The sequence below is a fragment of the Streptomyces sp. NPDC047002 genome (genome assembly GCF_040704505.1).
Taxonomy (GTDB): Bacteria; Actinomycetota; Actinomycetes; order Streptomycetales; family Streptomycetaceae; genus Streptomyces.
Genome location: NZ_JBEYWC010000017.1, coordinates 78,111 through 95,497, shown reverse-complemented (window position 1 = coordinate 95,497; position 17,387 = coordinate 78,111). Strand labels below are relative to the sequence as shown.

The window sequence follows — 17,387 nt, the reverse complement described above, 5'->3', positions numbered from 1 at the left end:
GCGTGGGGAGAGGGGCGGGGCGTGGACGTGCGGGGGCGCGGCGGGCCCGTGCGGGGCCGCTCCCTGGGCCCGGCGGGTCAGGCCGGGAGGCGGTGGCGACAGGCCGCGGAGGTGCGGCGGCAGAGATCGACGTGCAGGCGCGCCACGAGCGGAATGCTCATGTCATCTTCGAGGTGCACGGATCGGGTCACGCACGACAGTTAACACGCCGACTTTGGGATACTCAAAGCTGTTCTTTGAGACAACTTGGCAGCGGGCATGACAACGCCCCCGCCTCCCCTGGGCAGTTGGGGAGACGGGGGCACGAAGGTCTGTGGCCCGGATCACACCCGGATCACCCGGATCGCACGGCGGGCGGCCCCGCCGCACAGGGCGGGAACCGGCGCGGCGCCGGGCCGTGGACTACTCGGCGTCCTCCGCCGCGCGGTTGGCCTCCAGCTTGGCGCGCGCCTTGTCGAGGCGGCCCGACACCTTCATCGACATCTCGTCGCGCTGCTTGCGCAGCACCACGAAGCTGATGGGCGCGGAGACGACGAGGGCCAGCAGCAGCACCCAGATGCCGTTGGAGTCGCCGAGGCCCCTGGGCACGGCGCCGACCCGGACGAGGGCCGCGATCACGACCATGCATCCGATGAAGATGGCGATGCGCGCCATGGTGTAGCGGACGGTCACTCCTGGCTGCCGGATCACTGCGTGGCCTTCTCTCTTCCGGTCTCGTACCTTCCAGTGAAGCACGGGGGCCTCAGGCGCTCCCCAGCGGGAGCAGCATGACGATGTCGTCCCTGTCGTCGCCCGGCGCCACCCGGATCGCGCCGGGCACCCGGCCGACCTCCTTGTAGCCGCACGCCGCGTAGAAGCGGTCGGCGCCGGTGCCGCCACGGCACGTCAGGCGGATCGCCTCGATGCCGTCGAGCCCGCGCGCCGCGTCCGCGGCCGCGGCCATCAGCTGCCGCCCGTACCCCTTGCCCTGGTGGCGCGGGTGCACCATCACGGTGTACAGCCACAGCCAGTGGCCCATCAGGCGGTGGGTGTTGAGGGTGAGGAACGCGGTCGCCGCGACCGCGCCGCTCCCGTCGTACCCCACCAGCAGGTGCGTACGGCCCTCCGCCATCGCGGTCAGGTGCTTGACCAGCTCGGGCCTGACGTCGTCGGGCGCGACCGGCGGCACGAAGCCGACGGCCCCGCCCGCGTTGACCACGTCCGTCCACAGCGCGAGGATGCCGTCGCGCAGGGCGCGGCCCTCCTGCCCCGGGCCGAAGGGCGGGTCGAAGCGGAACGCGAGTGTCATGCCCGCGCCCTCACACCCGCATCGGCTGCGGAGCCTCGCGGCGGGCCGCGTCGGGGCCCGGGTACTCGCGGACCGTCTCGTAGCGGGTGTTGCGCTCGATGGGGCGGAAGCCCGCGTCGCGGATCAGGTCGAGCAGGTCCTCGCGGGACATCTTGTTCGGCGTGCCGTAGTTGTCCGCGTCGTGCGTGATCTTGTACTCGACGACCGAGCCGTCCATGTCGTCCGCGCCGTGCTGGAGCGCGAGCTGCGTGGTCTGGAGGCCGTGCATCACCCAGAACACCTTGACGTGCGGGACGTTGTCGAACAGCAGCCGGGAGACCGCGAAGGTCTTCAGCGACTCGGCGCCCGTGGCCATCGTGGTGCGCGCCTGGAGCCGGTTGCGGATCTTGCCGTCCTTCATGTCCACGAAGTCGTGCTGGTAGCGCAGCGGGATGAAGACCTGGAAGCCGCCGGTCTCGTCCTGGAGCTCGCGCAGCCGCAGCACGTGGTCGACGCGGTGCCGCGGCTCCTCGATGTGCCCGTACAGCATCGTGCTGGGCGTCTTGAGGCCCTTCTCGTGCGCGAGGCGGTGGATGCGGGACCAGTCCTCCCAGTGGGTGCGGTGGTCCACGATGTGCTGCCGCACCTCCCAGTCGAAGATCTCCGCGCCGCCGCCGGTCAGCGATTCGAGCCCCGCGTCGATCAGCTCGTCCAGGATGTCGGAGGCCGACATGCCGGAGATGGTCTCGAAGTGGTGGATCTCGGTGGCGGTGAACGCCTTGAGGGAGACCTGCGGCAGGGCCTCCTTGAGCGCCTTCAGGGAGCGCGGGTAGTAGCGCCAGGGCAGCGAGGGGTGCAGGCCGTTGACGATGTGCAGCTCGGTGAGGTTCTCGCCCTCCATGGCCTTCGCCAGCCGGACGGCCTCCTCGATGCGCATCGTGTACGCGTCCTTCTCGCCCGGCTTGCGCTGGAAGGAGCAGTACGCGCAGGACGCGGTGCACACGTTCGTCATGTTCAGGTGGCGGTTGACGTTGAAGTAGACGGCGTCGCCCGCCTTGCGCGTGCGCACCTCGTGGGCGAGGCCGCCGAGCCAGGCGAGGTCGTCCGACGCGTACAGCGCGATGCCGTCCTCGCGGGACAGCCGCTCGCCGTCACGGACCTTCTGCTCCAGCTCGCGCTTGAGCCCCGCGTCCATAGAAGCCGCCTCCCTTGTGCTGGTGGTTCGCCCGTCTGCGGGCCGATTCGAGGTTACGCCCCCGGTCCGCGCGATCCGGCCGCCCCCGGCGCTCCACCGGGCCCCGGGGCGCGTTGATCGCGTCACACCCCGCGGCGGGTCACTCCTCGGGGAGCTCGCCGACGCGGTTCTCCCACTTGGTCGACAGGACGACCGTCGTACGGGTGCGGGAGACGCCCTTCGTGCCGCTGAGGCGCCGGATGGTGCGCTCCAGGCTGTCCACGTTCTCGCCGCGCACCTTGAGCATGAACGAGTCGTCGCCCGCGATGAACCAGCAGTCCTCGATCTCGCCGAGGTCCCGCAGCCGCCGTGCCACGTCCTCGTGGTCGGCCGCGTCCGACAGCGAGATGCCGATCAGGGCGACCACGCCGAGGCCGAGCGAGGCGGCGGCCACCGTGGCGCGGTAGCCGGTGATGACCCCCGCCGACTCCAGGCGGTTGATCCGGTCGGTGACGCTGGGGCCGGAGAGCCCGACGAGCCTGCCGAGTTCGGCGTACGAGGCTCTGCCGTTCTCCCGAAGGGCCTGGATGAGCTGCCTGTCCACGGCGTCCATATGCCTGATGCCTTCCATCATTCAGCGATCCAGCAAGATTACTCGGCAGAACCAAGGTCCCCGGGCCGAAGGCCCTGGGAACGCTCCTTCTCGCGAGGGCGGTTGCTCGTGGCCCGGCCCACTCCCCCGCGCGCGGCCCGTCCCGGGGCGCGGCCCCCGCGGCGTCAGGCGTCGGGCGGGCGCGAGCCGCCGCCGAGCTCGCCGCGCCAGCGGCGGTACAGGCCGTGCTCCACGCCGACCGCGTCGAGCGCGCGGCCCGCGACGAAGTCCACCAGGTCCTGGATGTGCGTGGCGCCCGCGTAGAAGGCGGGCGACACCGGCAGCACCACGGCGCCGAGGTCGTCGAGTGCGACCAGGTGGCGCAGCGTGTTCCCGGCGAGCGGGGTCTCCCGCACGGCGACGACCAGCGGGCGGCGCTCCTTGAGCGTGACCCCGGCGACCCGCTGGAGCAGGTCCTTCGAGAGGCCGAGCGCGACGCCCGCGGCGGTGGCCGTGGAGGCGGGCACGATCAGCATTCCGCGCGTCGGGTACGAGCCGGACGAGGGGCCCGCCGCGAGGTCGCCCGCGGCCCAGTGGCGCACGTCCGACAGGTCGGGCGCGGGGAACGCGGCGGGGTCGCCGTCCGCGCCCCGGGCGAGCCAGGCGGCGAGGTCGTCGCGCCAGTGCGCGTCGCGGAAGGCGATGCCGGTCTCGTCCAGCAGGGTGAGCCGCGCCGCCCTGCTCACCACCAGGTCGACGCTCTGCCCCGCGTCGAGCAGGCCGCGCAGCACCGCGGCGGCGTACGGGGTGCCCGAGGCGCCCGAGACCCCGACGACCCAGGGCCTGCGGGGCGCGGCGGCCCGGCCGTCCCGGGCGCTCGGCGCGTCCGGGCCACCCGGTGCGTCCTGTCCGTCCTGTGCGTCCGGGGAAGTGCTCACGCGGCGAGCCTATCCGGCCGCGCACGGGCGGAACCCGGCACGGGGTGCGGGACGTTTCCAGCACGTCAGGCTCACAGGCAGGGGGCTGCGATGGCGTACGGGACGGATCCGGCGGGCAGGCAGGGCGCGGCGGCGCGCGCGGGGCGCGGCGGCGGCGCCGGACGGGTCAGGGCCGCGGGCGCGGTCATGGCCGCCTGGGTGGCGCTGCTGTGGCTGCTGCTCGGGATCGACGAGGCGACGGGCGAGTCGCTCGACACGCTGGGCATCACGCCCCGCAGGCCGGGTGAGCTGCTGGATGTCATCCCCGCGGCGTTCCTGCACGGCTCGGTCGCGCACCTCGCGTCCAACACGTTCCCGCTGCTGGTCCTCGGCTTCCTCGCCGCGCTCGGCGGGCTCGCCAGGTTCTTCGGGATCGTGCTCACGATCACCGTGGTCAGCGGGCTCGGCGTCTGGCTGACCGCCCCGAGCAACTCCGTCACCATCGGCGCTTCCGGGGTGGTCTTCGGGCTGCTGGCGTTCCTGGTGATCACCGGTTTCGTCAACCGCCGCGCCTGGGACGTCGTCCTCGGCCTCGTGGTCCTCGCGGTCTACGGCTCCGTGCTGCTCGGCGCCCTGCCGGGCAACCCGGGCGTCAGCTGGCAGGCGCACGCCTTCGGCCTGGTCGGCGGCGTGCTCGCGGCCTTCCTCTTCCGCCGCGAGCGCCACCCGCGCCCCGGGCCGCTGCCGCCCGGCCTGTAGCGGGCGCGCCCCGGCGGGGCCGCCCCCTGCGGAGCCCGGCGGGCTCACCGCGCCGGGCTGACCCCGGCGAAGGCCAGGGTGAGCAGCCGGTCCGCCTCCGCGGCGGCCCGCGGGTGGTGCTCCGTGGCCAGCGCGATACCGGTGACCAGGGTGATCAGGTCGGCGACTGTGACGCCGCCGCCGACCACGCCCTCGTCCGCCGCGCGGCGCAGCAGCGGGGCGCACGCATCGCCGAGCACGGCCGCGCAGCTGTGCACCGCCTCCTCGTCGAACGCCCCGTCGGGCGCCATCGCCGCCGCCATGCCGCGCGCGGAAGCGGAGTACGCGGTGAGCGCGCGGAGCCAGTCGAGCAGCGCGGCGCGGGCGTCCTGCGCGCCGGCGAGCGCGCGGGCGCGCTCGCACAGGGCCTCGACGCGCTCCCGGAAGACCGCGTCGAGCAGGGCGCGGCGGCCGGGGAAGTGCCGGCGCACGGTCGCCGAGCCGACCCCGGCGACGCGGGCGATCTGCTCGAGGGAGGCGTCGGCGCCGTGCGCGGCGACCTCCTCCTCGGCGACCGCGAGGATGCGCGCGTAGTTGCGCCGCGCGTCGGCGCGCTGACCGGGCACGTGAACACCTCCGACATCGCCAAGTGGCGGGCCCCTCCGTATCGTACCGAAGCAGAAACGGTGGGCCCCGCCGTTTACCTTTCGGCACCCCGAGGAGAGCCATGTCCGACACCGCAGCCCCCGTCCTGGTCACCGGCGCCACCGGCAGGCAGGGCGGCGCCACCGCCCGGGCCCTGCTCGCCGCGGGCGTCCCCGTGCGCGCCCTCGTCCGCGACCCGGGCACCGACCGCGCCAGGGCCGTCGCGGCGCGCGGCGCCGAACTGGTGACAGGGGACCTCGCCGACCGCGGCTCGCTCGCCCGCGCCGCCGAGGGGGCGCGGGCCGTCTTCTCCGTCCAGATGCCCGACCTGGCAGGCGGCGGCTTCGAGGGCGAACTCGCCCAGGCCTCGCACCTGGTCGGGGCCGCTCGGGACGCGGGCGTCGAGCAGTTCGTCCACACCTCGGTCTCCGGCGCAGGGCAGCACACCGCCGCCCCCGGCTGGGCGGAGGGCCGCTGGGCCGCGATGGAGCCGTACTACGCGGCCAAGACGGGCATCCAGGACCGGGTGCGCGAGGCGGGCTTCAGGTACTGGACCCTGCTCAAGCCCGGCTTCTTCATGGAGAACTTCCTGCCGTCCATGGAGTTCCTCTTCCCCCGGGGCGTCGAGGGCGGCCTCGTGAGCCTGCTCAAGCCGGACACCCGGCTCTCGCTGGTCGCCGTGGACGACATCGGGGCGGCGGCCGCCGCAGCGCTCGCCGATCCGGAGCGCTTCCACCGCGTGGAGCTCGAACTCGCGAGCGACTACCTGTCGATGACCAGGATCGCCGAGATCCTCTCCCGCACCCTCGGCACCGAGCTCACCGCGCCCGACATGACCCTGGACGAGGCGGTCGCCGCCGGCATGCCGCCCATGGGCGCGGGCCACCTGATGATGAACGAGACCGGCCAGCCCGCCCGCCCCGAGTTCGCCCGCGCCCTCGGCATCCCCCTCACCCCCTTCGAGGAGTGGACCCGCACCCGCCTCACCCCCACGGCCTGACCCCGCGGACCACCCGGCGCGGGCCTGTCAGCGCTCCGGAGCCGATGTGTCCCGAGGCAGCTCGCCCGTGGCGATCGTCAGCGTGCCGAGGCCGGTCTCCAGGGTGATGTCCTTGCCGTACGGCAGGGTGTCCCGGCCCTGGTAGCCCTCCGCTGTCGGGTGCCAGAGCGTCACGCAGTGCGCCTTGTAAGGGTCGAACACGAGGTAGTTGGCGATGCCGCGTGCCGCGTACAGGCGCGGCTTGATCTCGTAGTCCCGCCGCACACTGCCGGGCGAGACGACCTCCACGACGAGCTCGATCAGGTCCGGGTCGTAGGCGCTGCGGTTCTCCGCCACCGCTGCCGCCGGGATGACAGCGAGGTCCGGGCAGAGTTCGGTGTCCCCGTCGAAGACGAAGGCCACGTCGGAGGTGAAGCCCCAGTCGGCCGACAGCTGGGCCTCCAAGATGTTCCACACACGCCGGATGGTCTCGTTGTGGTGCGGGCGGACCGGACTCATCATGATGCTTGCCTCGACGATCTCCACCCGGTACCCGGGAAAACAGTCTTCCATCTGGGCAAGTTGTGAACGCAGACGCTCTGTTTCGGTGATCGACACGTCGGCCTCCCTTTCCCGTGCTCCATGGTAGGCGAGAGGTGCCGGGCCCCGGCCCGCGTCAGCCGCGGAGGCCTCTGGCGATCAGGTCGGCCAGGGCGAAGACGAAGAGTGCGATGCCGATGAAGCCGTTGACCTGGAAGAAGGCACGGTTGAGGCGGGAGAGGTCGTGCGGGCGGACGATCGTGTGCTCGTAGAGGAAGGCGGCGGCGACGACCGCGAGGCCGATCCAGTACAGGAGGCCGGCGCCGGTGGCGGCGCCGTACCAGGCGAGCAGGGCCGTGGTGACGACGTGCGCGGCGCGCGCGCCGTGCAGGGCGGCGGGGATGCCGAAGCGCGCGGGGACCGACCGCACGCCGTGTGCGCGGTCGGCGCGCACGTCCTGGCAGGCGAAGATCAGGTCGAAGCCGCCGATCCAGACGCCCACGGCGAGGCCGAGGATCACCGCGTCCCACGACCAGCTCCCGGTCACCGCGATCCACGCGCCGATCGGCCCGATGGCCTGCGCCACGCCGAGGATCGCGTGCGGGAAGGACGTGAAGCGCTTGCCGTACGGATAGACCACCATCGGCACGGCGGCGGGCAGCGCGAGCGCCAGGCAGAGCGGGCCGAGCAGCGCGGCCGCCGCGAGGAACACCAGCAGCGCGACGACCGCGCCGGTCCACGCCGAGCGGACCGACACCGCGCCGGTCACCAGCTCGCGGCCCGCGGTGCGCGGGTTCCGCGCGTCGATCTCCCGGTCGATGATCCGGTTGCAGGCCATCGCGAACGTCCGCATGCCGACCATGGCGACGGTCACGAGCAGCAGCTTCCACCAGTGGACGCTGCCGTCGAGCCGCTGCATCGCGGTGAGCGCGGCGATGTAGGCGAAGGGCAGCGCGAACACCGAGTGCTCGATCATGACGAGCCGCAGGAAGGCACGGACCCTGCCGCCGTGCCTGATCGGTTCCGGGCCGCCGATGGCCCCGTCCGCCGTGGTGCTCACAGCCCGTACTCCTTCCACCGGCGGTCGACAAGCGCCGCCGTCTCCCGGTCCGGTACGACCATATGCGGCCAGCCGCCGTCGCGTGCGTACCCCTCCTCGGGGAGCTTCCGCGTCGCGTCGATCCCCGCCTTGCCGCCCCAGAACTGCTGGTACGAGGCGTGGTCGAGGTGGTCGACCGGGCCCTCGACGACGGTCAGGTCGTGCCCGTAGTCGGTGTTGCCGAGCGCGCGCCACGCCACCTCGTGCAGGTCGTGCACGTCGCAGTCGGCGTCCACCACCACGATCAGCTTGGTGAGCGACATCATGTGGGCGCCCCAGATGGCGTGCATCACCTTCTGCGCGTGCTTGGGGTACTTCTTGTCGATCGAGACGATCGCGCAGTTGTGGAAGCCGCCCGCCTCCGGCAGGTGGTAGTCCACGATGTCCGGCACGATGATCTTCAGCAGCGGCAGGAAGAACCGCTCGGTGGCCCGCCCCAGCGGCCCGTCCTCCGTCGGCGGCCTGCCGACCACGATGGACTGGAGCAGCGGCCGCCTGCGCGTCGTCACGCAGTCGACGGTCAGCGCGGGGAACTCCTCCTGCGGCGTGTAGAAGCCGGTGTGGTCGCCGAACGGCCCCTCGGGCAGCGTCCTGCCCGGTTCGAGCCAGCCTTCGAGCACCACCTCGGCCGCCGCTGGGACCTGGAGCGGCACGGTCTTGCAGTCGACCATCTCGATGCGCCGCCCCTGCACGAACCCGGCGAACAGGTACTCGTCGATGTCGCCGGGCAGCGGCGCCGTCGAGGCGTACGTCACGGCAGGCGGGCAGCCGAAGGCGATCGCGACCGGCAGCCGCTCGCCGCGCCGCGCCGCCTCCGCGTAGTGGTTGCGGCTGTCCTTGTGGATCTGCCAGTGCATGCCGAGGGTGCGCCGGTCGTGCCGCTGGAGCCGGTAGAGGCCGAGGTTGCGCACGCCCGTCTCGGGGTCCTTGGTGTGCGTGAGGCCCAGGTTGAAGAAGGAGCCGCCGTCCTCGGGCCAGGTGAACAGCGCGGGCAGCGCGTCCAGGTCGACCTCGTCGCCGGTGCGCACGACCTCCTGGACCGGCGCCTCCTTCACCTTCTTCGGCGGCACGTGTGCCATCGAGCCCAGCTTGCCGAAGGCGTCGCGCACGCCGACGAAGCCGTGCGGCAGCTCCGGCTTGAGCAGCCCGCCGATCTTCTCGCCGATCTCCGCGTACGAGCTGAGCCCGAGCGCCTTGAGCAGCCTGCGGTCCGTGCCGTACACGTTCATCGCAAGCGGCATCGCGGAGCCGCGCACGTTCTCGAAGAGGAGCGCGGGGCCGCCCGCCTTGTTCACCCGGTCGGTGATCTCGCCGACCTCCAGGTACGGGTCGACCTCGGCCTTCACGCGCTTGAGGTCGCCCTCGCGCTCCAGGGCCCTCAGCAGCGAGCGAAGATCGTCGTAAGCCATGCCCCCCAGTATCGGCCACCGGCCGCGCGGGCCCCGCCACCGGGCCCGCCGCCCCGCGCGCACGCTCCCCCGTGCGCGCCGCGGCCCCCGTACCCGCCCGTTCGGCCGCCGTCCGTACGGGCGGAACGCCGGGCCCGCGCGGCCCCCTGCCCGCCGGGCCCTCCCTCTGCCCGCCGGGGGTGTCGCGGGGGCGTCCCGGCAGGTGAAGAAGGGATGGCCGCGCGGTGCCGCGGCCCCGGCGCCCCGGCCGCACCACCCGCCGCCTGCCGCCCGCGCCGCCGCCCCGACTCCGCGTCGCACACCCCGAGCTGACGCTCCGTCAGCGACACTGTGCCGACCGTCCCCACCAGGCGATCCGCGGCCGCCGTCCCCCGGCCGCACCGCCCGGAACACCCCGGTCGCCCGCGCCGGAAGCGCACTTTGCCACCGCTTGATCCTTTTGCCGTTGCTTGGCCGGGCGTTCACCGAACTGCCCTGACTTTCCGCGCACCCGGCCGGAGAGAGTCGTGCGCGGCCTGTTCCGCCCTCTCACTCCGCAAGGGAAGTGGGTACCCCCATGCCCGACATGACCCGTCGCAGACTCCTCGGCTCCGCCGCGGGCGCCGCGGCCGGCGGCGCCGCACTCAGCCTCCTGCCGCCGTCCGTCCAGAAGGCCGTGGCCGCGGGCCCGCCCCGGGGCGGCTCGATCGACGACATCGAGCACGTCGTCCTGCTGATGCAGGAGAACCGCTCCTTCGACCACTACTTCGGCACGATGAAGGGCGTACGCGGCTTCGGCGACCCGGCCGCGAAGCGCCTGCCGAACGGCCGCCCGGTCTTCTACCAGCCCGACCCCGGCACCCCCGACGGCTACATGCTGCCGTTCCACCTGGACACGCACAGCAGCAGCGCCCAGGCCATCCCCTCCACCAGCCACGCCTGGTCGGTCCAGCACAGCGCCTGGAACAACGGGAAGATGGACAACTGGCTGCCCGCGCACCGCGCCGCCGACGGCAAGAACGGCCCGTACGTGATGGGCTACTACACGCGCGAGGACATCCCGTTCCAGTTCGCGCTGGCCGAGGCGTTCACCGTGTGCGACAACTACTACTGCTCGATGATGGGCCCGACCTGGCCCAACCGGATGTTCTGGATGACCGGCACGGTCGACCCGAACGGCACCCACGGCGGCCCGATCATCAGCAACGTCGCCCCCGACAGCGGCTACACCTGGACCACGTACGCGGAGCGCCTCGAAGCGGCCGGCGTGTCCTGGAAGGTGTACCAGGAGGAGGACGACTACGGCTGCAACATGCTGGAGAACTTCGCGAACTTCAAGAACGCGAAGCCCGGCGACCCGCTGTACGACAAGGGCGTGCAGCCAGGACCCGCGGGCGCGTTCGAGGCGGACGCGCGGGCCGGGCGCCTGCCCACCGTCTCCTGGATCATCTGCACCAGCACCCAGTCCGAGCACCCGGACTACCTGCCCGCCGCGGGCGCCGACTACGTCGCCTCGAAGATCGAGGCGATCGCGTCCAACCCCGAGCTGTGGCGCAAGACCGCGTTCATCCTCGACTACGACGAGAACGACGGCCTCTTCGACCATGTCGTGCCGCCCACGGCGAAGCCCGGCACGGTGGACGAGTACATCGACGGGCTGCCCATCGGCGCGGGCTTCCGCGTGCCGTGCATCGTCGTCTCGCCGTGGACGGTGGGCGGCTGGGCCGCGGGCGAGGCCTTCGACCACACGTCCGTGCTCCAGTTCCTTGAGCGCGTCACGGGCGTGCGGGAGCCCAACATCAGCCAGTGGCGCCGCCGTACGTTCGGCGACCTGACGTCGGCTTTCGGCTTCCGCCAGGCGGCGCCCCGCCCGCCGAAGCTGCCCACGGACACCGCGGAGCAGCTCGCCGAGGCCCAGCAGGAGGTGGCGACGCTGCCGCCGCCGACCCTGCCGACCACGCACCAGAAGGTGCCGCGGCAGGAGAAGGGGTGGCGGCCCCGCCGCTGAGCCCCGCCGCCGAGCGGCCCCACCGCTCGGCCCCGCCGCCGCACAGAGGCGTGCCCCGGCCGGATGTCAGGATTCCGGCCGGGGCACGCCCGTGCGGTGTACGCGCCGCGCGTCACACGCCCGCGTACGAGTGCTTGCCCGAGACGAAGATGTTGACGCCGTAGTAGTTGAAGAGGAAGCAGGCGAAGGCGACCAGCGCCAGCGAGGCGGCCTTGCGGCCCTTCCAGCCCGCGGTGGCGCGCGCGTGCAGGTAGCCGGCGTAGGCGACCCAGGTGATGAAGGACCAGGTCTCCTTCGGGTCCCACTCCCAGTAGTGGCCCCACGCGCTGCCCGCCCAGATGGCGCCCGCGATGATCGTGAACGTCCACAGCGGGAAGACGGCCGCGTTGACGCGGTAGGCGAGCTTGTCGAGGGTGGCAGCGGCGGGCAGCCGCTCAAGCACCGAGGTGGCGAAGGCGCTGACCTTCTCGCCCGCGATCAGCTTCACCTCGTACCGGTCGCGGAAGAGGTAGAGCAGGGTGGCGACGGCGCCGACGTAGAAGACCGCGCCGCAGAAGATCGCGGTGGAGACGTGGATCCACAGCCAGTACGAGTGGAGCGCGGGCACCAGCTGGTCGCTCGCGGTGTACAGCACGGTGACGGCGAGGCCGAGCGTCAGCAGGACGGTCGCCACCAGCGGCAGCCCGAGCCAGCGGATGTTCAGCTTCCGGGAGGCGAGCAGCCCCAGGTACACGCCGACGGCGACCGTGGAGAACGTGATGCTGAACTCGTACATGTTGCCCCACGGCGCGCGCTGCACCGACAGGGCGCGGGTGAGGACGCCGCCCGCCGCGACGAAGAAGGCGAGCACCGTCAGGGACAGCGCGATCCTGCCCCACATGTCGCCCTGCACGTCGCCGCCGTCGGCGCCCGGGCCGTCCGGCACGTCGCGGGAGCCCGACGCGGAGCGGGTGACGATCTTCGGCCGTTCAAGGACGGTGGTGCCGCCGCCCTTGGCGGTGACCTTCACGGTGACCGTCCCGGTCTCCTTCGCCTGCTCCTCGGCCGCGGGGCCGGTCAGCGCGGCGGCCGTACGGGCGACCTTGCTGCGGCTCCCGAAGATCCACTCGAAGATATGGGCGAAGAAGGCCAGCATGTACACGGCCATGGCCGAGTAGACCAGCACATTGCTGGTGTGGGCCAGGTTCTCGTTGGTTGCGGCGGCGAGGATCACTTCTGCGCCCCTTCGGCGTGTTCGGCTGGTGCGGCGGCGGAGGCTTCGCCCGCGTCGTCGGCGTCAGGATCGGGCGCCGGGGGCGCCTCGGGAATGAGCGTGACGGCCAGGTCGCCAAGCTCCTCGGGGAGTTTCGCGGACTCGCTGCGGCCGAGTCCCGCCATCTCAAGGACGGTCACGCCGTCGGGGCCCTGGACGGCCCTGACCCAGACGCGGCGCCGCTGGATGAACAGGGAGCCCGCGAGCCCCAGGATGGCGGCGACCGCGCCGCCGAGCGCCCAGAGCTCACCGGGCTGGTGGGTGACCTGGAAGCTCGCCCACTCCTTGATCGGGCCCTTGTCGAAGGTGAGGGAGCCGGCGCCGCCCGGCAGCTTCAGGGTCTCGCCGGGCAGCAGGCTCTGCTTGAGGATCTGCCCCTTGGAGTCCTTGAACGGCTTCAGGGTCTTCGTGTTCAGCTGGTAGACGTTCTGCGGGATGCCGGAGTCGACACCGAGGTCGCCGTGGTAGGCGCCGATGTTGAGCACGGGGAAGTCGGGGGCGGGGAACTGCGAGAGCATCTGGCCCTTGCCGCCGAACGTCGGCACGAACAGTGCGGCGAAGCCCAGCTGGTCCTTCTTGCCGTCCTTGTCGCGGTAGCCGTCCATCACCTTGATGGCACCGCTGGAGGAGAGGTTCTTGTCGAACGGCAGCAGGGGGGTGTTGCCGTGGAAGACGACCTTGCCCCTGCCGTCCCTGACCGTGACGGACGGCGCGTAGCCGTGCGAGATCAGGTAGACGTTGGAGCCCTCCACCTTCAGGGGGTGGTTCTCCTTGATGACGGCCTTGTGCTCCGTGTCGCCCGGGCCCTCGGAGTAGTGGATGTCCGCCTGGAAGGTGCGGGCGGTGCCGACTTCGGGGCCGCTGCGCTCGTACGTGCCGACGAAGTCGTCGAGCGAGAAGGAGAAGGGCGCGAGGTTCGCGGTGTCGAACAGCGGGCCCGACGTGAAGTCGTCGTACTGGCTGAGCGTGTTGGAGAACCCGTCCTGGTCCCCCTCCATGATCAGCTTGCCGCCCTCCGACTTGAAGAGGGAGCCGGAGGCGAAGGCGAGCAGCATCACGATCAGCGCGACGTGGAAGACGAGGTTCCCGGCCTCGCGCAGATAGCCCTTCTCCGCGGCGACCGCGTCGCCGACGACGTGGGCGCGGAACCTGCGCCGCCTGAGCACCGCGAGCGCGGCCTCGCGCACGGCCTCGGGCTCGGTCTGCGTGCGCCAGGTGGTGTACGCGGGAAGCCGAGTGAGGCGGCGCGGGGCGCCGGGCGGGCGGCCGCGCAGCTGCCCGACGAACTGCCAGGACCGCGGGATGATGCAGCCGATCAGCGAGATGAACAGCAGGATGTAGATCGCGGAGAACCACACCGAGCTGTACACGTGGAACAGCTGGAGCTTGTCGTAGAGCGGCCCGAGCGTGGTGTGGTCGGACAGGAAGGTGTCGACCTTGTTCTGGTCCGCGCTGGCCTGCGGGATCAGGGAGCCGGGGATCGCGGCGAGCGACAGCAGCAGGAGCAGCAGCAGCGCGATGCGCATGGAGGTGAGCTGGCGCCAGAACCAGCGGACCCAGCCGACGGGGCCGAGCGTGGGGCCCGAGATCAGCGGCTCCTCGCGGGGCGCGGTCGACAGCTGGGACCCGGCGGCGCCGATCTCGCGCGCGTCGGCCTCGTCCTGGGTGCGGGCGGGCGCCGCGGCCCCGGCGGCGGTGTCGTCGGCTGCTGCGTCGTTGTCGGCGTCGGCTTCCGTACCGGCGGCGTCGGCGGCCCGGCCGCTGCCGGCGTGTGTGTCTGTGTTGCCCATGGTGCTAGATCCCCACCGAGAAGCCGTTGGACCACGACTGCGTCTGCTGAAGGATGCCGTCCCACACGCCGGTCACGAGCAGCAGCCCGGTGGCGACCATCATGCCGCCGCCGATCCGCATGACCCACGCGTAGTGGCGCTTGACCCAGCCGAAGGCGCCCAGGGCCTTGCGGAACGCGACGGCCGCGACCACGAAGGGCACCCCGAGCCCCAGACAGTACGCGACGGACAGCACGGCCCCGCGTCCGGCACTGGCCTGGCTGAAGGCGAGCATGTTGACGGCGGAGAGCGTCGGCCCGAGGCAGGGCGTCCAGCCGACCCCGAACAGCGCGCCGAGCAGCGGCGCGCCGACGAGGCCGGAGACGGGCCGCTTGTGGACGCGCACCTCGCGCTGGGTGATCCAGGGCATCAGCCCGGCGAAGAAGAGACCCATGAGGATCATCAGCACGCCGAGCACCCGGGACAGGACGCCCCTGTGGTCCTGGAGGTTCTGCCCTGCGAAGCCGAAGAGTGCGCCGCCGGAGACGAAGACGGCCGTGAAGCCGAGCACGAAGAGGCTCGCGCCGGTGACCATCCGGCCGCGCCGCGCCTGCCCCAGGTCGGAGCCGGTGACTCCGGTCACGTAGCTGAGGTAGCCGGGCACGAGCGGCAGGACGCACGGGGAGAAGAAGGAGACGAGGCCGCCGAGGACCGCGATGGGCAGCGCGACCAGCAGCGCGCCGCTCGTGACGGTGGTGTTGTAGCCCGTCACCGCGAGGGCCTGTACGCCGTGCACGGGATCACTTCTCCGCGATCAGCGGGTCGATCATCTTCTTGAGCTTCGCCTCGTCCAGGGCCTGGAGGGCGCGCGCGGCGATCTTCCCCTGCCGGTCGAGCACGATCGTCGACGGGATGGCCTGCGGGTTGAGCGTCCCCTTGGGGAAGCCGGAGAGCAGCAGCCGCCCGGTCGGGTCGTACAGGCTCGGGTACGGGATCGCGTAGTTCTTCTCGAAGGCGACGCCCTGGTCCTTGTTGGTGTCCCGGGTGTCGATGCCGACGAACTGCACGCCCTTGCCCTGGGTGGCGCCCGCCACCTTCGCGAGGTGGGGCGCCTCGGCGCGGCAGGGCGAGCACCAGGAACCCCAGACGTTGAGGACGACGACCTTGCCCTTGAGGGAGGAGACGTCCAGGGGCTTGCCGTCGAGCGTGGTGCCCTTGATGGCGCCCACCGCCTTGCGGTCGGCCTTCGGGACGGTGTCGATGCCGTCGGAGTTGCTCGCGACGAAGTTCGTGTTGCCGCCTCCGCCGGACTTGCCGCTGCCGCAGGCGGTGAGCGCGAGGGCGGCGGTGACCACGGCGACCGGCAGGGCGGCGGCGCGCACCGCACGGCGGGAGCGGGCGCGCGCGGTGGTGCGTCGGGGGGCGCTGCCGAAGTTCATGTGAAAAGTTTCGCATGGGCGTTTCGGGCAATCCCGCCCACCCCCCTCGGTGTCCGGGCCGCCCCAAGGGCCCGTTGTAAGAGCCGGGTGAGCCGGACCTGTGCCACCCGGCGGACCAGCGGCTGTCCCGGCACGGGGGCGGGTTTCACACCAACCGGCCCCCGTACGGGCGCTGCGTCCGTGTTCGTATGATTCGTCTGGTTCGTTCAGTTGTGCTGTTCTCGTCCCGGTCAGGCCGCCTTGAGGTAGGTGTTCCAGCCGCCCGTGGGCGCCTGTCCGACCTCCAGGCCCTGGAGCTTCGTGAGGAGGGCGGGATCCTGCGCGTCCAGCCAGTCGGTGAACTGGCGGAACGAGACGAGCCGCACCTCCGGCCTGCCCGCGATCTGCTTCAGGGCGTCCTCGACGGCGTCCATGTAGATGCCGCCGTTCCACGTCTCCATGTGGTTGCCGATGAAGAAGGGCGCGCGGTTGGTCTCGTACGCGCGCTGGAAGCCGGCCAGGTACGACTGGGTGGCCTGCTCGCGCCAGCCCGCGTAGCGGGAGGTCATGCCCTGGGTGGAGTTCTTCGACTGGTTGGCGAGGATGTTGTAGTCCATCGACAGCACCTCGAAGCTGTGCCCGGGGAAGGGGATGCCCTGGAGCGGGTAGTCCCAGACGCCCTGCTTCTTGGTGGGCCAGGTCTGCGTGCCGCCCGGCGAGGAGGCGTCGTAGCGCCAGCCGAGCGCGGCCGCGGTCGGCAGCAGCTGCTCCTGGCCGAGCAGGCAGGGGGTACGGCCGCCGATCAGCTCCTTGCGGTAGTCGAACGGCAGCGGGTCGCCGTCCGTGCTGCCGCAGTTGGTCTTCCAGGTCGTGACGAACGACATGGCCTGGTCGATCTCGCTGCGCCACTGCTCGGGGGACCAGTTGGCGACGGAGCCGCTGCCCGAGCAGAAGTGGCCGTTGAAGTGGGTGCCGATCTCGTGGCCGTCGTTCCAGGCGCGGCGCACGCAGGCGAGGGTGTCCTTGATGTGGGCGTCGGTGAGGTAGCCGATGTCCGAGGCGCCGATCGGGTTGTTGGGCGGCTGGTAGAGGTGCTTCTTGCCCTCGGGCAGCAGGTAGAGCCCGGAGAGGAAGAAGGTCATCTTGGCGTCGTGCTGCTGCGCCAGGTCGAGGAAGCGGGTGAAGAGGCCGGTGCCGACCTCGCCCGCGCCGTCCCAGGAGAAGACGACGAACTGCGGTGGTGTCTGGCCCGGCTCAAGTGGCGCGGGGGCCGGCGGCTGGTGGGGCTGCTTGCCCGTGTCGGCGGTGGAGCCGTCCCCGATGAGGGTGACGGCCTTCTTCGGCGGGGCGCCGGCGGCGGCGTCCTTGCCCGCCTTACCGGTCGCCTCGGCGGACGCGTGGTGGCCCGTGGCCTTCTCGGCGCCGCAGGCGGCGAGTCCGACCGCCGCCGCCGCGCCCATTCCTGCCCCGAGCAGATCTCTCCGGCTGATGCTGCGCATACCGTCCCCATCCGTGTTCGATCACTGGTGACCGGCAAGCACAGGTCAGGCACTTGTCGGTTCATCACATTTTTTACAAGCGACAAACCGTGAGACAGTGCA

18 protein-coding genes are annotated in these 17,387 nt (G+C 72.0%); 3 read left to right on the top strand and 15 right to left on the bottom strand.

All coding sequences use genetic code 11. The features are described 5' to 3' along the window. Positions 1 to 77: 77 nt before the first annotated feature. The 6 genes from AB0910_RS17815 to AB0910_RS17790 form a co-directional block, all read right to left on the bottom strand. Positions 78 to 161 carry a putative leader peptide gene (locus tag AB0910_RS17815; protein WP_366745565.1) on the bottom strand — a complete coding sequence of 28 codons (84 nt, stop codon included), beginning with the start codon at positions 159 to 161 and terminating at the stop codon, positions 78 to 80. A 241-nt stretch (positions 162 to 402) separates the two neighbouring features. Beyond that, entirely contained in the window at positions 403 to 690 is a 288-nt protein-coding gene (locus AB0910_RS17810; protein WP_345655550.1) for a DUF4229 domain-containing protein, read from the bottom strand. A 52-nt stretch (positions 691 to 742) separates the two neighbouring features. Next, entirely contained in the window at positions 743 to 1,288 is a 546-nt protein-coding gene (locus AB0910_RS17805) for a GNAT family N-acetyltransferase (protein WP_366745538.1), read from the bottom strand. A gap of 10 nt (positions 1,289 to 1,298) precedes the next feature. Continuing rightward, the gene (mqnE, locus tag AB0910_RS17800; protein WP_366745537.1) at positions 1,299 to 2,462 is read right to left on the bottom strand and encodes an aminofutalosine synthase MqnE; all 1,164 of its coding nucleotides are present in this window, start codon (positions 2,460 to 2,462) and stop codon (positions 1,299 to 1,301) included. Positions 2,463 to 2,601: 139 nt separating this feature from the next. Beyond that, entirely contained in the window at positions 2,602 to 3,054 is a 453-nt protein-coding gene (locus tag AB0910_RS17795) for an Lrp/AsnC family transcriptional regulator (protein ID WP_366745536.1), read from the bottom strand. Between the two features lie 164 nt (positions 3,055 to 3,218). Beyond that, complete coding sequence (locus AB0910_RS17790; protein ID WP_366745535.1) at positions 3,219 to 3,971, bottom strand: UbiX family flavin prenyltransferase; 753 nt, start codon at positions 3,969 to 3,971, stop codon at positions 3,219 to 3,221. A 186-nt stretch (positions 3,972 to 4,157) separates the two neighbouring features. Here AB0910_RS17790 and AB0910_RS17785 point away from each other — a divergent pair, with 186 nt between their 5' ends. Continuing rightward, entirely contained in the window at positions 4,158 to 4,709 is a 552-nt protein-coding gene (locus tag AB0910_RS17785; protein WP_366745564.1) for a rhomboid family intramembrane serine protease, read from the top strand. Between the two features lie 44 nt (positions 4,710 to 4,753). On the opposite strand, the gene AB0910_RS17780 is transcribed toward AB0910_RS17785, so the two are convergent. After that, a complete protein-coding gene (locus AB0910_RS17780) occupies positions 4,754 to 5,314 on the bottom strand; it encodes a helix-turn-helix domain-containing protein (protein WP_366745534.1) in 561 nt (186 codons plus the stop codon). Between the two features lie 101 nt (positions 5,315 to 5,415). Between AB0910_RS17780 and AB0910_RS17775 the strand changes: the two genes are divergently transcribed. After that, a complete protein-coding gene (locus AB0910_RS17775) occupies positions 5,416 to 6,333 on the top strand; it encodes an NmrA family NAD(P)-binding protein (RefSeq protein ID WP_366745533.1) in 918 nt (305 codons plus the stop codon). A 27-nt stretch (positions 6,334 to 6,360) separates the two neighbouring features. Here AB0910_RS17775 and AB0910_RS17770 read toward each other — a convergent pair whose 3' ends face one another. The 3 genes from AB0910_RS17770 to AB0910_RS17760 form a co-directional block, all read right to left on the bottom strand. Then, a complete protein-coding gene (locus AB0910_RS17770) occupies positions 6,361 to 6,885 on the bottom strand; it encodes a Uma2 family endonuclease (RefSeq protein ID WP_366745532.1) in 525 nt (174 codons plus the stop codon). Between the two features lie 103 nt (positions 6,886 to 6,988). After that, positions 6,989 to 7,912, bottom strand: coding sequence for a menaquinone biosynthesis prenyltransferase MqnP (gene mqnP / locus AB0910_RS17765; protein ID WP_366745531.1), 924 nt, complete (start codon positions 7,910 to 7,912; stop codon positions 6,989 to 6,991). Further along, positions 7,909 to 9,360: a menaquinone biosynthesis decarboxylase gene (locus AB0910_RS17760; RefSeq protein WP_366745530.1), complete on the bottom strand. Its 1,452-nt coding sequence runs from the start codon at positions 9,358 to 9,360 to the stop codon at positions 7,909 to 7,911. The genes mqnP and AB0910_RS17760 overlap by 4 nt, the downstream gene beginning before the upstream one ends. Before the next feature lie 556 nt (positions 9,361 to 9,916). Between AB0910_RS17760 and AB0910_RS17755 the strand changes: the two genes are divergently transcribed. Beyond that, positions 9,917 to 11,347 (top strand): alkaline phosphatase family protein, encoded by a 1,431-nt coding sequence (locus AB0910_RS17755; RefSeq protein ID WP_366745529.1) that lies wholly within the window; start codon positions 9,917 to 9,919, stop codon positions 11,345 to 11,347. A 112-nt stretch (positions 11,348 to 11,459) separates the two neighbouring features. Here the strand turns inward: AB0910_RS17755 and ccsB are convergent, their stop codons facing one another. The 5 genes from ccsB to AB0910_RS17730 all read right to left on the bottom strand — a co-directional run bounded on the left by ccsB (position 11,460) and on the right by AB0910_RS17730 (position 17,285). After that, positions 11,460 to 12,560: a c-type cytochrome biogenesis protein CcsB gene (gene ccsB / locus AB0910_RS17750; protein ID WP_366745528.1), complete on the bottom strand. Its 1,101-nt coding sequence runs from the start codon at positions 12,558 to 12,560 to the stop codon at positions 11,460 to 11,462. Next, complete coding sequence (locus AB0910_RS17745; protein ID WP_366745527.1) at positions 12,557 to 14,389, bottom strand: cytochrome c biogenesis protein ResB; 1,833 nt, start codon at positions 14,387 to 14,389, stop codon at positions 12,557 to 12,559. The genes ccsB and AB0910_RS17745 overlap by 4 nt, the downstream gene beginning before the upstream one ends. Before the next feature lie 4 nt (positions 14,390 to 14,393). After that, positions 14,394 to 15,164, bottom strand: coding sequence for a cytochrome c biogenesis protein CcdA (locus AB0910_RS17740; protein ID WP_366745526.1), 771 nt, complete (start codon positions 15,162 to 15,164; stop codon positions 14,394 to 14,396). Between the two features lie 4 nt (positions 15,165 to 15,168). Next, positions 15,169 to 15,807 (bottom strand): TlpA disulfide reductase family protein, encoded by a 639-nt coding sequence (locus AB0910_RS17735; RefSeq protein WP_366745525.1) that lies wholly within the window; start codon positions 15,805 to 15,807, stop codon positions 15,169 to 15,171. Positions 15,808 to 16,037: 230 nt separating this feature from the next. Then, the gene (locus AB0910_RS17730; RefSeq protein ID WP_366745524.1) at positions 16,038 to 17,285 is read right to left on the bottom strand and encodes a hypothetical protein; all 1,248 of its coding nucleotides are present in this window, start codon (positions 17,283 to 17,285) and stop codon (positions 16,038 to 16,040) included. Positions 17,286 to 17,387 lie beyond the last annotated feature (102 nt).

Bases quoted from the DNA above. Each gene is read 5' to 3' on its own strand.
- mqnE (WP_366745537.1), bottom strand. From the start codon at position 2,462: ATGGACGCGGGGCTCAAGCGCGAGCTGGAGCAGAAGGTCCGTGACGGC.
- AB0910_RS17775 (WP_366745533.1), top strand. From the start codon at position 5,416: ATGTCCGACACCGCAGCCCCCGTCCTGGTCACCGGCGCCACCGGCAGG.
- AB0910_RS17805 (WP_366745538.1), bottom strand. From the start codon at position 1,288: ATGACACTCGCGTTCCGCTTCGACCCGCCCTTCGGCCCGGGGCAGGAG.
- AB0910_RS17795 (WP_366745536.1), bottom strand. From the start codon at position 3,054: ATGGACGCCGTGGACAGGCAGCTCATCCAGGCCCTTCGGGAGAACGGC.
- AB0910_RS17770 (WP_366745532.1), bottom strand. From the start codon at position 6,885: ATGGAAGACTGTTTTCCCGGGTACCGGGTGGAGATCGTCGAGGCAAGC.
- AB0910_RS17730 (WP_366745524.1), bottom strand. From the start codon at position 17,285: ATGCGCAGCATCAGCCGGAGAGATCTGCTCGGGGCAGGAATGGGCGCG.
- AB0910_RS17745 (WP_366745527.1), bottom strand. From the start codon at position 14,389: ATGGGCAACACAGACACACACGCCGGCAGCGGCCGGGCCGCCGACGCC.
- AB0910_RS17785 (WP_366745564.1), top strand. From the start codon at position 4,158: ATGGCCGCCTGGGTGGCGCTGCTGTGGCTGCTGCTCGGGATCGACGAG.
- AB0910_RS17755 (WP_366745529.1), top strand. From the start codon at position 9,917: ATGCCCGACATGACCCGTCGCAGACTCCTCGGCTCCGCCGCGGGCGCC.
- AB0910_RS17815 (WP_366745565.1), bottom strand. From the start codon at position 161: ATGAGCATTCCGCTCGTGGCGCGCCTGCACGTCGATCTCTGCCGCCGC.
- AB0910_RS17735 (WP_366745525.1), bottom strand. From the start codon at position 15,807: ATGAACTTCGGCAGCGCCCCCCGACGCACCACCGCGCGCGCCCGCTCC.
- AB0910_RS17760 (WP_366745530.1), bottom strand. From the start codon at position 9,360: ATGGCTTACGACGATCTTCGCTCGCTGCTGAGGGCCCTGGAGCGCGAG.